Raw genomic sequence first — 13,006 nt, forward strand, 5'->3', positions numbered from 1 at the left:
TCGGTGATCAAGGAAGTTGCAACTTCCTTGATCATCGAGGGGTCGGGTGCGGGGTGGCGCTCAGCGGGCCAGGACGCGCACGGCGGCGATGGCGACGTCGTCGTCGCTGCCGTCGGGGAGCATCCGGCGGATCAGCTCGTCGCACAGCTCCTCCAGCGGTGCGCCGGCCAGCTCCGCGACCACGACGTGCAGCTCCGCCAGCCGCTCCTCCATGGAGCGGTCGCGGCGCTCCACGAGCCCGTCGGTGTACAGCAGCACCGTGGAACCCAGCGCCAGCTGCGTCTCGTGCTGCACCCGGTCGCGGTACGTGCCCAGGCCGATGATGAGGCCCTCGCCGTCCAGCTCGCCCACCGAGCCGTCGGGGGCGGCCACCACCGGCGGCAGGTGCCCGGCGGTGGACCAGCGGACCCCGCGGTGCCCGGGGGTGGAGCGCGCGTCCAGCTGCAGCACCACCGCGGTCGCCAGGGTCGTCACGCCCAGCCCCTCCAGCAGGTGGTCCAGGCGGTGCAGCACCTCCCGCGGCGCCGCGGAGCGGTCGTACGCCAGCGCCCGCACGAAGGTCCGCAGCTGGCCCATGGCGGCGGCGGCGGACACGTCGTGACCCATGACGTCGCCGATGACGACGGTCGTGCAGCCGTCGGGCTGGGTGAAGGCGTCGTACCAGTCGCCGCCGACCTGCGCGGCCTCCGCGGCGGGGATGTACCGGGTGGCGACCTCCAGGCCGGGGGCGTCGGTGGGCGGGCTCAGCAGGCTGCGCTGCAGCGTCTCGGAGGAGCGCCGCTGCTGCGCGTACAGCCGCGCGTTCTCCAGCGCCACGCCGGCGCGGGCGCCCAGGTCGGTGGCGGTCCGCAGGTCGTCCTCGGTGTACGGCGGCCGGTCGGGGCCGCTGAGCAGGGTCAGCGCACCGGTGACCTGCCCGCGGGCGCGCAGCGGCACGACGAGGGCGCTGCCCAGGCCGAGGCGGCGCATGAGGGCGGTGGTCCCCGGGTCGCCGACGCCGCGCTGCACGTCGGCGTCGGTGACCTGCACGAGGGTGGGGCCGAGCTCGCCGCGCAGCACCCGCATGGACACCGACGTCTCGAGCAGCGCGGCCTGCGTGCGGGCGAACCGCTCGGCGTCGGCCGCGTGCGCGGGGTTCGCGTGGGCGGCGCGGACGTGGCGGGTGCGGCCGGTGGGGTCCAGGACGGTGGCGAACGCCCACTCGGCGAACGTCGGCACCACCAGCGAGGGCAGCATGTCCTGCGCGGTCTCGGGGTCCAGCACGGCCGAGAGGGCGTCGGCGACCTCGGAGAGGAACTCCAGGCGGCGCCGGGCGTCGCGGGCGACGGCCAGGGCGGCGTCGCGCTCGCGCTCGGCCTGCACGCGCAGCGTCACGTCGGACTGCACGCCGACGTGGTGGGTGATGCGGCCGTGGGCGTCGTGCACGGGCGAGATGACGACCTCGTTCCAGAAGGCCGTCCCGTCCTCGCGGTAGTTCAGCAGCAGCTCGGTGACGGGCTCGCCCGCCTCCAGCGCCTCCCGGATGCGCCGCACGGCCTCGCGGTCGGTCTGCGGGCCCTGCAGGAACCGGCAGTTCTGCCCGAGCTTCTCCCTGCCGTAGCCGGTGACCCTCTGGAAGGCGGGGTTCACCCACACCAGGGGGTTGTCGGGCCGGGTGGGGTCGGAGATCGTGAAGGCGAGGTCGCTGGCCAGGACGGCGCGGCTGTGCAGCTGCTCGGCGGACTCCCGGGCGCCGTCGACGAGGGCCTTCTCCCGCAGCGGCAGCAGCACCACCAGGGCCATGCTGCTGAGCTGCTCCACGGGGGTGTCGGTCAGCGGCAGGCCCACGACCCACAGCGCCTCGCGGGCGGTGGCCATGTCGGAGCCGCGGGCGGCGCTGACGCGCTCGCCCTGGACGGGCTCGCCGCGGGCGACGCGCGACAGGGGGGTGGCGGGCTCCCCGGTGGTGGGGTCGGCCAGGTCCGAGCCGTCGGAGGCCCGCAGGCCGGCGACGCGGGACCACTCGTCCACCGGGCACGGCAGGTCCAGGTCGGGGGCGAGCTGCTCGGCGAGGGGGTTGGCGAACAGCACCGTGCCGTCGGTGACGCGCACCAGCAGCACCGCGCCCGGCTGCCCGTGCACGACGCTCGGCAGCGGGTCGGCGACCGCCTCGCCCGCGAACACGGCATGGGTCCCGTCCATCGCCGGGAGCCTAACCCGGCGCCTTCGGGGGCGCTCCACCAGCGGCCGGGCGCCCGGGCGGCTGCTGCGAACGGGTGCCCGCCCCTGCCGCGCGGGCCCGGCGGTGCCGATGGTGGGCTGGTGCCGGGGGGCCCGGCGCCGGGCGAGGACGGGGTGGGTCGGGGTGGCGGACGTGGACGTGCTCGAACCGGTCCCCGCGGCGGCCGCCGGGGTGGCGACGGCGCTGGTCTCGCTGCTGGACGCCCGCGGCGAGCAGGACCTGCTGGACCGGCTGGTCGCGGCCTCGCGCGCGCTGACGGGGGCCCCGCACGGCGTGGCGCTGCTGACCGGCAGCGACGGCGCGCCCGCGGTCTCGGCCCGCGAGGGGGTGGGCCAGGGGCGCGTGCCGGTACCGCCGCTGGTGGTGCCGCTGACGGCACCGGACGGTCGCGCGCTCGGTGAGCTGCACCTGGCGCACCCGTCGGGCGGCGGGGTGCTCGGCGCCGCCGAGGAGGAGGTCGCGGCGGCGCTGGCCCGGCAGGCGGGGGCGGTGCTGCACGTGCTGCGCCGCATCGAGGCGGCCGCGCGGCTGCACGCGGGCCTGGGCCTGACCGAGGAGCGCGCCGGCGACGGCGACGCCGCGCTGGGTGCGGTCTCCCCGGTGGTGCGCCGGCTGCTGGCAGGTGCCCGCCGCACCACGGGCCTGCAGGTGGCGTTCCTGTCGCGGGTGGCGCGGGGGCGCCAGGTGCTGGTGGCCGTCGACGAGGACCCGGGCGCTCGCGCGCCCCTGGGCCTGGTGGAGGGCACCGGCGTGGACCTCGTGGACGGGCACGGGGCGCTGCTGCTGTCCGGGCGGGTGCCGACGTCGGTGCCGGACGCGCGCAGCCACCCGGTGCTGGGGGCGCTGCCCCTCACGCGGCGGCTGGGGGTGGGGGCGTGCTGCGGGACGCCGGTGCACCTGCCGGACGGTTCGCTGTTCGGCGTGCTGGCCGCCCTGGGCCCGGACCCCTCGGCCCCGCTGACCGGCGGCCAGGTGGAGGCGCTGCGCACGGTGGCGTCCCTGCTGGGCGAGCGCCTGGCGGTCGAGGAGCGCGAGGAGCACCTCCGCGCGCAGGAGCGCGCGGAGGTGGAGGCGTTCCTGGACGGCGGTGGCCGCAGCGTCGTGGTGCAGCCGATCGTGCGGTTCGGCCCGGTGGGTGGCGCTGCGGGGCACCGGGTGGTGGGTTTCGAGGCGCTGTCGCGCTTCCGCGACGCGGACGGTTCGCCGCGCCGGCCGGACGAGGTGTTCGCGGCGGCGCAGCGGCTGGGGGCCGGTGCGGGGCTGGGCGTGCGGCTGGAGCTGGCGGTGGTGCGCGACGCGCTGGCGCTGCTGCCGCGGCTGCCGGCGGACGCGTACCTGTCGCTGAACTTCTCCCCGCGCACGCTGCTGCACCCGGCGGCGCACGCCCTGCTGGCGGACGCCCCGCTGGGGCGCGTGGTGGCGGAGCTCACCGAGCACGAGGAGGTGCACGACTACGCGGGCCTGCTGCGGGCCGTGGAGCCGTTGCGGGCGCGGGGGATGCGGCTGGCGATCGACGACACGGGGGCGGGTTTCGCGGGCCTGCAGCACCTGGCGGAGCTGGATCCGGACGTGGTGAAGCTGGACCTGCGCTTCGTGCGGGACGTGCACCTGGACCCGGCGCGGCGGGCGGTGGCGCGCGCGGTGCTGGGGCTGGCCGGTGAGGTGGGCGCGACGCTGGTGGCCGAGGGCGTGGAGACGCCCCAGGAGCTGGCCCAGCTGGCGCAGCTCGGCGTGACGCACGGGCAGGGCTACCTGCTGGGGCGCCCCGCCCCGCCGCCGGGCGCCTGAACGGGGACCTGGTTCGGGACCTGGTTCTGGGCCTGGGCCGGGAGCCGCGCGGGGACCTGCGCGGGTGGTTGCGCGGTGGGCCGGCGGGTGCGCTTGTCCGCGTACATGCGCCGGTCGGCGGCGCTGAGCAACCCCGCCAGGCCGGTGGGCCCCGGGGTGGCGGTGACGGCGCCCAGGGACGCGCCGACGGCGACGGTGACGCCGCCGGGCACCTCCACGGGGGCGGCGACGGCCTCGCGCAGGCGCTCCAGCACGGCGGTGGTGGCGGGTGCGTCGGCGGGGCCGGTGCGCAGCAGGGCGACGAACTCGTCGCCGCCCAGGCGGGCGAGGACGCCGTGGCCGTCGACGACCGCGGCGGCGCGGGCGACGACGGCGCGCAGGACCTCGTCGCCGGCGTCGTGGCCGAAGGTGTCGTTGACGGCCTTGAACCCGTCCAGGTCGAACAGGGCGAGCGTCCAGCCGGGGCCCGTGGTGGCGTCCAGGTGCCGGTGGGCGTGGGCGCTCAGGCCGCGGCGGCTGTGGGCGCCGGTGAGCTCGTCGCGCTGCGCAGCGGCGGCGGCGACCTGGGCGAGCCGGGCGCGGTGCGCCTGCGCGGTGGCGTGCAGGACGGTCAGGGCCAGGGCGGCGACGGCGGTGCCGACGGTGGCGGCTCCGGGACCGGCGCTGCTGCCGGGCTGCGCGGCGGCGGTGAGCCGGGCCGCGGTCAGGGCGCTGACGGCCAGCGGGGTCAGGACCTGCACGGCGACGGTGGCGGTGAGGACCAGGCCGGGGTGGCCGGGCCGGGGCACGTGCGGCAGCGCCCCGGACGGTGCGGGCGCCGGGTGCCCGGTGCGCAGGTTCACGGCGATCAGCGCGGTGCCGCCGGCCAGGACCGTCGCCATGCCGGCGGCGCCGGTGGCGGTGGACCCGGCGGTCAGGCTCAGGACGACGACCGCGTCGCCGAGGACGAGCAGACCCACGCCGGCGGCGGTGGCGGTCAGGTGCCGGGTGGCGCGCCGGTCGGGGCGCGGCGTGGTCCAGGCGGCGCCGAGGACGGCGCCCAGGGCGGTGGCGGCGACGGCGACGTCGAAGAAGCAGAACAGGGAGTAGGAGCGGCCGTCGTCGACGAGCTCCCCGGCGGGGGTGGCGAGCAGCAGCAGCGCGGTGACGCTGACGGTGGTCTGCGCCTGGGCGACGCCGCGCCGCCACGTCCAGCGGCGCCCGCCGGTGACGGGGGTGGCGTGGGCGAGCAGGCCCAGCAGGGCGGCGTAGCGGACGACCTCGACGGCGATGGTGGGCCCGGGCTCGAACTCGTCGTCCACGAAGCTGAGGCCGGTGGGGTCCACGGTGAGCAGCCAGTAGGTGTCGCCGAGGGCGGTGAGCCCGATGTAGGTGGTCAGCAGGGCGAGGGCGTGCCTGGCGCGGCGGCACGGGCTGAGCGCGGTGATGGCGGCCAGCAGGACGGTGCCGAGGCACTCGCCGGCGACGACCGCGCGGTCGATGGACCCGTCGTAGCCGGGCAGCAGGAGCGCCCAGCTCGTGAGGAGGGCCGCCGCGAGCGCCGCGCACGCCTGCCGGCGCCGGCCCGCGGGCCACGCCGACCGCATCGACCGGGTCGCCCGGTGTGCTGCTGCGTTGCCGTGCACCCGTCCTCCTGCGTCCGCTCCTGGTCCGATCATCGCCGCGCCACGGGTGCGCCGGGGCCCTTTTTCTTGAACGGACCGTGGCGATCTCATCACCTGCCGTGTCCGGAGGTGGGGCGCCGCACCACCGGGACGACGTGCACCCGTCCGGGCGCTGCGGGAACCTCCCGCACCTGCCGATGGACCCACGTGCAGCAGAACGCCCCGACGGGAGCCACCAGTCGCGCCCTGGCCCGGCCCACCGTGGTCGACTGGCTCAAGGAGATCGCCGGGGTCGTGGGCCCGCAGCAGGCGCTGCTGGCCTGGTCGGCGGCCGTCCGCGCCACCGGCCTGCACGGCACGACGCTCGCGCCCGAGCAGATGCGCGTCGTCGGCGAGCGCCTCGTCGCCGACGCCACCGACCCGCGGCTGCGCCTGGCCGCGCGCAGCTGCCTGCTGCGCCTGCGCGTGCACGGCGCGCTGGAGACGACGAAGGGGGCCCCCAGGTGACGACCACCGAGCAGCACCAGCAGCACGACCCGGAGCGCCCGCCCGCGGACGAGGGTTCGCCGCAGTGGTACGCGTGGATGGCCCGGCACCTGGCCTCCGCGCAGGTCGTCACCGACGACCCCCTGTACGACCACGACCGCCTCGACGCCGTCGCCGCCCTGCGCGCCGACGACGTCGAGCACGTGCAGCCCCTCGTCGCCGACCTCCTCGCCCGCGGCGCCCACGGCACCGGCACCCCCGTCGCCATGCTCAACGTCGTCCTCACCGGCGCCCAGGTCATCGCCGGCGCCCACGGCCTGGACGGCTGGATGGCCGAGACGCGCGCCACGCCCGCCGAGTGGGCGCTGTGCGCGCGGGTCGTGCGCTCCGGCGAGGAGCTCGTCGTGCCCGACCTGCTGGCCGACCCCACCACCAGCGAGAACCCGCTGGCGACGGTCGACGGCCTGCGCACCTACGCCGGGGTGCCGCTGCGCACCGCGTCCGGGCAGGTCGTGGGGTCCGTGTGCGTCATGGGCGGCGAGCCGCGGGAGTTCACCGAGGCGGACCTGGACGTGCTGCGGGCCGTGGCGGCGGAGGCCGTCGGGCGGCTGGAGGACGCGAGCGGCGCCTGAGCGCTCGTGCTCGCCGGTGCGTGGCTCGCTGGCTCGTGGCACCTCCGGGGCGGGCGGTGGCGGGTGCTGCGGCCGGCTCTCCGCCCGCTGCCGGGTGCACCGTCGCGCCCGGGTGCGAGGGGCGGGCTCCGGACGCCGACCTCCGCACCCGCCACCACCCACCCCTCTTCGCCGTGCGGATGCCCGCCCGGACCTCGAGCGGCGCGCGTGGGCGAGGGTGCGTGGTCGCCTCCGGGGCGGGCGGTGGCGGGTGCTGCGGCCGGCTCTCCGCCCGCTGCCGGGCGCACCGTCGCGCCCGGGCGCGCACGGCGGGCTCCGGACGCCGACCTCCGCACCCACCACCACCCGCCCCTCCCTCCCCGTCGCGGTGACCGGTCTGCACGGTGAGGTGGGAGGGGGGTGGGGTGTCCTGGTCGCCGGGCGTCCGGAGCCCGCCCGGCCCACCCGGGTGCGCTGCGCACCCGGTCGCGGGCGGAGAGCCCGGAGGCCAGGGCGCCCCGCCCCCCGGGCGTGAACCCGGCCCGGGTGTCAGACCCCCGGCGCCACGAGCCCCGGCACCGGGTAGGTGCGGGTGAGCTGCTCGGCGAGGGCGGTGCGCGGCACGGCGGCGCAGTAGAGCCAGCCCTGCCCGAGGGGGGCGCCCATGGCGCGGCAGGCGTCGGCCTGCTCCTCGGTCTCGACGCCCTCGACGACGACGGTGAGGCCGAGGCGGGTGGCGAGGTCGACGACGCAGGTGACGACGGAGCGCCCGTTGCCGTTCTCGGTGAGGGAGTTCGTGAGGGACCGGTCGATCTTGAGGACGTGCACGGGGAGCCGGTCGAGGTAGCCGAAGGCGGAGTAGCCGGTGCCGAAGTCGTCGATGGCGATGCGGCAGCCGAGGCCGGCGAGCTCGGTGACGACGCGTTCGGCGGGGGAGTCGGCGTCGAGGAAGACGGACTCGGTGAGCTCGAGGGTCAGCAGGTGCGGGGGGACGCCGTGCCGGGTGAGGACGTCGCGGACGGTGTCGGCGAAGCCGGGGGACTGCAGCTGCACGACGGACACGTTGACGGCGAGGGCGACGCCGGCGCGGAAGACGCCGGCGTCGTGGGCGAGGTGGACGGCGCTGCGCAGGACGTGCTCGCCGAGGGCGACGACGAGGTTGGACTCCTCGGCGACGGCGATGAACTCGCCGGGGTGGACGCGCCCGAGGACGGGGTCGTCCCAGCGGGCGAGGGCCTCGAACTTCTCCACGCGGCCGGTGCGGAAGTTCACGACGGGCTGGTAGTGGACGTCGAGGGTGCCTTCGCCCAGGGCGACGGCGAGGCGTTCGCGCAGCAGGGTGCGGCGGGCGTGGGCGGCGGCGACGTCGCCGGAGTAGACGGAGACGTGGCCGGGGCCGCCGGTCAGACGGGCGTCGCGCAGGGCGATGTCGGCGTGCAGGAGGGCCGTCGCGGGGTCGACGGGGTCGTCGCCGGTGGGCCGGGCGGGGCAGGGGGCGATGCCGGCGACGGCGCGCAGGGGGAAGCGCTGGGCCCCGGGGACGAGGGCGGGCACGTCGGCGACGACGTCGAGGAGGGCGTGCGCCAGGTGCAGGGCGTGCCCGGCGTCGCCGGGGAGCAGGACGGCGATCTCGTCGCCGGAGGTGCGGTGGGCGGTGCCGTCCCAGGCCGCGGCGACGCGGCGGACCTCGTGGGCGGCGGCGCGCAGGAGGGCGTCGCCGGTGCTGACGCCGAGGACGTCGTTGACGTCGTCGAGTCCGGTGAGCTGGAGCAGCACGAGGCACTGGTCGCGGTCGGGGCCGGTGAGGGCGTGGTGCAGGGCGGTGCGGTTGGGCAGGCCGGTGAGGTCGTCGTGCAGGGCCTGGGAGGTGAGGCGGGCGGTGCTGCGGTCGACGGCGCGGGCGGTGGCGACGTGCCGGGCGGTGAAGGCGAGCAGCACCCACAGGTAGAGGCCGAACAGGACGGTGTCGAGGCGGGGAGCGACGACCATGAGCGCGATGTCGGCGAACAGCACGGGCCCGGGCAGCAGGGAGGCGATCTCCATGCGGCGGGCGGCGCGGGCGGCGGCGGTCCCGGCGTGCCGGGGCGCGGTAGCGGGCAGGCTGATCGCGGCGGTCAGCAGGGCGAGCAGGGCGGTGACGACGGCGACGTGCGCGGCCTCGCGGGTGGGGGCGAGCGCGGCGGCGGCGGTGGCGGCGGTGGTCACGCCGGCGGCGGTGGAGGCGTGCCGCAGGCGGATGTGCTCGACGGCGAGGGCGACGGCGGTGCCGGCGTGGGTGGAGACGGCCAGGACGATCGCGACGGCGGCGCCGACGTGCCACGCGGTCCCGCTGGAGGGGCCGCCGTGGGGGCTGGTGCGGGAGAGCACCTCCCAGCCGGCGACGGCGAGGGCGCTGCCGAGCATGAGGGCGTCGTGCAGGAGCGGGGGGTCGTCGCTGCCGGAGCGGGCGGTGCGCACGTGCAGCAGGCCGAGGCCGAGCAGCCCGCTGAGGGCGGCGGCGAACGCGAGGTGGGTGAGGCGGAAGGGGCCGGCCGTGGCGTGGGGCCACAGGCCGGCGGCGGTGGTGCCGGTCCCCCACAGGGCGGCGGCGGTGCCGTGGGCGGGGCCGGGCAGGTGCCCGAGGGCCCACCGGGCGAGCAGGGGCGCGGCGGCGCCGAGCAGGGCGATGACGCCGACGGTGGTGGTGAGGTGGTCCGCGGCGTGCCAGCGGTGCTGGACGAGGGGCGCGAGGGCGAGCAGCGGCATCGCGAGGAGTGCCGCGACCGCTGCGCGGGCGCGCGGGGTCGCGGGGCGTGCTGCTGTCACGGGGTGTTCATCGGCGTGCCGGCGGGCGGGCTTGACGGGGCGGAGCGGGTGGGCGGGCGGGGGTCACCCACACGAGTCACAGCGGTGGGGGCTCGTGCGTGGGTGGTGACCCTCACCCGTCCGGACTAGGCCGGGAGGGTCTGGAGGGGTCAGCGGGACGGGTGAGGCGTCCCGTTACCAAACTGTTATGTAGGGCCGCTCAAGGCAAAACCGCAGGTCACGCCGTGTGTCGGTTGTGTGACGGAGAGGTCGAGTCCCACAAGCCCCATCACTCACCGTGTTGCCATCGTGACTCTCGTGTACGTTCGTGTCCGTCACCAGGGCACTCCGCTGAGTAGTGGAGGAGCTGGCGGCAGCAGGCTCGCACTGAGCCGGCCCCCGTGGGGGGGAACATCACTTCACAACTGCCTTGGAGGCAATCGTGACCGCAGCAACCTCCCGGTTGCGCCGGCGTGGTATCGGGGCCGGCGTCGCGGCTCTCGTGGGTCTGACCACCGTCGGTTTCAGCGCTACTTCGGCTTCGGCCGCTCCCAACTTCGAGATCACCCGGCCCGCTCAGGTCGCCGACCGCTTCGAGACCGCCGCCAGCGTCGCGCTGGCCGCATTCCCGAACGGCGCCGAGAACGTCATCATCGCCAACGGTGACAACGCCGTGGACGCGCTGGCCGCCTCCGTGCTGGCCGGGACCGACATCCCGATCCTGTACGTGACGAGCAACGAGATCCCGGCGCCGACCCTGAACGCCCTGGAGCAGCTCGACCCGTCGGCCTCCTGGATCGTCGGTGGCGCCGCCGCCGTGTCCGCGGCCGTCGAGGGCGAGTTGCCCGGCGCCATCGAGCGCATCGACGGCCCGACCCGCTACGAGACCGCCGCCGCCCTGGCGCAGGCCGTCGTGGACAACGCCGAGACCGCTCCCACCTCGGCGTTCATCGCCCGCGGTGACGACTTCGCCGACGCCCTGGCGATCGCCCCCTACGCGGCGAAGTCCGGCATCCCGGTCCTGCTGACCGAGACCGGCACGCTGAGCGCGGCCGCCGTCACCTTCCTGGCGAACAACGACATCACCGACGTCACCGTCCTCGGTGGCACCGCCGCCGTGTCGGACGCCGTGGTCGAGGAGCTCGAGGCGAACGACGTCACCGTCGACCGCATCCGTGGCACCAACCGCCAGGCGACCGCAGTCGACATCGCCAACACCGAGGCGTTCGGCTTCTCGAACACCGGTGTGGCCCTGGTCAACGGCTGGCGCCCGGTCGACGCCCTCCCGGCGTCGGTGTGGGCCGCGCAGCAGAACTTCCCGATCATCCTCACCGCCGGCGCTGAGCTCGGCGCCGAGGCGCAGGGCTACCTGACCGCCAACCAGGAGACGCTGGCCACCGGCCTCGCCATCGGTGGTACCGGTGCCATCCCGGCGTCGGTCGTGGAGGCCGCTGAGGTCGCCGCTGGCGCCGAAGAGGAGCCGGAGGCTCCGGCGACGAACCAGACCTTCACGGTCACTCCGGCTGACGCCTCTACTCTCACCGTGGCTAACGAGGGCGGTACCACGCCGGCGTCTGATGACCGTCAGTACTCGGTTGCCAGCACCAGCACCACCTCGCTGCGCATCGCGTTGTTCGACGCTGACGGCGTCACCAACACCAACGGTGCCGTCTCCTTCGAGGGAACCACCACCGCCACGACCGGGACCCCGGCGGCCGAGATCAGCGTCGTCAACGGGACCGCGATCGCCGATGGCTCGACCTCGGCTGAAGCGGCCCCTTCCGCTGGTGCTCTCAACTTCACCATCGATGGCACGTCCTTCGGGTCCGTCGTTCCCGTCATCTACAACGACGCTGACGGTGACAACCAGCTCGACATCAACACCGACGGCGTCCCGACCGAGAGCTTCGGCATCGGTGGCGTGACGTCTTACCTGCCTGCGGCCTCTGGCAATGTCACGTTCTCCGACGATGACACCGCCACCCTTAACGCGGTGAACAAGGACAACAACACCATCGTCGCCACGACCCCGGCGGTCGAGGACGACGCGGACACTGTTGACGTGGACGAGTCTGTGGCTGCCGTCAGCAGCACCTTCACTTACGACAGCAACGACACGTTCTACGTGGCGGCTCCGGGCGAGGAGACTCCCGTCTCCGCTGACAACCAGGTGACTGCCGAAGGCTTCGCGGCCGTTCTCACCGCCGGCGACGTGCTGGTGGCCGGGACTGACTACCGCAGCACTCCGTCCTTCCAATCGACCTTCGTTCTGGTCAACCAGGAGCCCAGGCCGCTGACGGTCCAGGACGTCGTCGAGGCGGACACCACCGCTACGGTTACGGTCAGCGACCCGCTGGACGACGCCACCGTGAACTTGTACGTCGCGGAGGGCCTTGACGGCACTTTCGAGGACGCGGTTGCTGCCGGGTCGGCCACGGCGGACGCTGACGATGACACCGACGCGTTCGACGTGAACCTGACCGGGCTGACTGCGGGTGCCGGGTACACGGTGTTCGCTACGCAGACGGTGTCTGGCGAGGAGTCGGCGGAGTCTGTCGGCGTCCCCTTCACCACCTTGCCGGAGGCATCGGATGTCACGCTGACCAGCGCGACGCCTGGTGACATCAACAACGGTGTCGGCAGCGCATCGACCATCATCCTCACCTTCAGCGACGACGTGACGCTGGTGGACGTGGAAGATGACGCGGACACCGCGGACGTGGTCGAGTCCAACGCCGACCTCTTCTCGGTGAGCCCCACCAACCAGTCCGGTATCGTCATCCCGGCACTGTCCGTGGCGGCGGGCGCCAACGCGAACCAGGTCGTCGTCACCATCGCCACGCCGGCTACCGACGGAGGAGACCCGGCGGCTGGTCAGCCGCTGGACGACGCCACCACCGACATCTCGTACACGGTGACGGTTGACCCCAACGCGGTGACCGATGAGGACGGTGGCCCGAACGTCGAGCGCACCGCCACCTTCAACTACTGATCCGCAATCGGTAGTCGGTAAGGTAGTCGCCTCGACCTAGTCGAAAGGTGCCTCCTCGCCTCTGAAGAACGAAACTGAAGGCCCTCCCCACTTTTGGGGAGGGCCTTCAGTGTGTTCCGGTTCTTGTCTTACTCCCTGACTGTGATTCCCAGGCCAGACTCCTGATCCCTTTCACCCAAAGGCCTTGTCCACGCTGTTCTGCAGGTCGTCAACCATGAGGTGCAGGTAGATCACCGTGGTGTTGATGTTGGCGTGGCCGAGGAGTTTCTGGACCATGTGGATGTCGGCGCCCTGGCGGAGCAGGTGGGTGGCGTAGGTGTGGCGCCATCGGTGGGGGTGGTGTGGGCCGTCGATCTCCACGGCGTTGGCGTGCTTGTAGGTGATCCGTTCGATGGGGACTGCCCCCGGTCCGGTTGACTCCTGACCTGTGAGGATCATGGTCCTCACTGGAAGGATGATGACCGTGCCGAAGGCCTTCCCTGCCGAGTTCCGCCGGGACGTGATCGCCGTGGCCCGCCAG

Annotated in this window: 8 protein-coding genes; 4 read left to right on the plus strand and 4 right to left on the minus strand. The window is 75.0% G+C overall.

Going from position 1 to position 13,006, the window contains the following annotated elements:
* Positions 1-60: 60 nt before the first annotated feature.
* The gene (locus ACRYM0_RS03630) at positions 61-2,181 is read right to left on the minus strand and encodes a SpoIIE family protein phosphatase (protein WP_432502236.1); all 2,121 of its coding nucleotides are present in this window, start codon (positions 2,179-2,181) and stop codon (positions 61-63) included.
* A gap of 172 nt (positions 2,182-2,353) precedes the next feature.
* On the opposite strand from ACRYM0_RS03630, the gene ACRYM0_RS03635 reads away from it, so the two are divergent.
* Entirely contained in the window at positions 2,354-4,009 is a 1,656-nt protein-coding gene (locus ACRYM0_RS03635) for an EAL domain-containing protein (protein ID WP_432502238.1), read from the plus strand.
* On the opposite strand, the gene ACRYM0_RS03640 is transcribed toward ACRYM0_RS03635, so the two are convergent.
* Positions 3,970-5,634 carry a GGDEF domain-containing protein gene (locus tag ACRYM0_RS03640; RefSeq protein ID WP_432502240.1) on the minus strand — a complete coding sequence of 555 codons (1,665 nt, stop codon included), beginning with the start codon at positions 5,632-5,634 and terminating at the stop codon, positions 3,970-3,972. The two genes, ACRYM0_RS03635 and ACRYM0_RS03640, sit on opposite strands and share 40 nt — an antisense overlap.
* A gap of 186 nt (positions 5,635-5,820) precedes the next feature.
* Between ACRYM0_RS03640 and ACRYM0_RS03645 the strand changes: the two genes are divergently transcribed.
* Positions 5,821-6,120, plus strand: a complete 300-nt coding sequence (locus ACRYM0_RS03645; protein ID WP_432502242.1) for a hypothetical protein — start codon at positions 5,821-5,823, stop codon at positions 6,118-6,120.
* On the plus strand, positions 6,117-6,731 hold the full coding sequence (locus ACRYM0_RS03650; RefSeq protein ID WP_432502244.1) for a GAF domain-containing protein: 615 nt from the start codon (positions 6,117-6,119) through the stop codon (positions 6,729-6,731). Before ACRYM0_RS03645 ends, ACRYM0_RS03650 begins: the two co-directional genes overlap by 4 nt.
* 528 nt (positions 6,732-7,259) lie before the next feature.
* On the opposite strand, the gene ACRYM0_RS03655 is transcribed toward ACRYM0_RS03650, so the two are convergent.
* A complete protein-coding gene (locus ACRYM0_RS03655; RefSeq protein WP_432502246.1) occupies positions 7,260-9,515 on the minus strand; it encodes a putative bifunctional diguanylate cyclase/phosphodiesterase in 2,256 nt (751 codons plus the stop codon).
* Positions 9,516-9,936: 421 nt separating this feature from the next.
* Between ACRYM0_RS03655 and ACRYM0_RS03660 the strand changes: the two genes are divergently transcribed.
* Positions 9,937-12,486 (plus strand): cell wall-binding repeat-containing protein, encoded by a 2,550-nt coding sequence (locus ACRYM0_RS03660; RefSeq protein WP_432502248.1) that lies wholly within the window; start codon positions 9,937-9,939, stop codon positions 12,484-12,486.
* Positions 12,487-12,657: 171 nt separating this feature from the next.
* Here the strand turns inward: ACRYM0_RS03660 and ACRYM0_RS03665 are convergent.
* Positions 12,658-13,006 (minus strand): tyrosine-type recombinase/integrase (locus ACRYM0_RS03665; RefSeq protein WP_432502250.1); only part of this gene is annotated, 349 nt, incomplete at its 5' end.

This window comes from Kineococcus arenarius subsp. arenarius, assembly GCF_050871845.1.
In the GTDB taxonomy this organism is placed as follows: domain Bacteria; phylum Actinomycetota; class Actinomycetes; order Actinomycetales; family Kineococcaceae; genus Kineococcus.

Coding starts and splice junctions, on each gene's coding strand:
- ACRYM0_RS03630 (WP_432502236.1), bottom strand. CDS start 2,181: ATGGACGGGACCCATGCCGTGTTCGCGGGCGAGGCGGTCGCCGACCCG.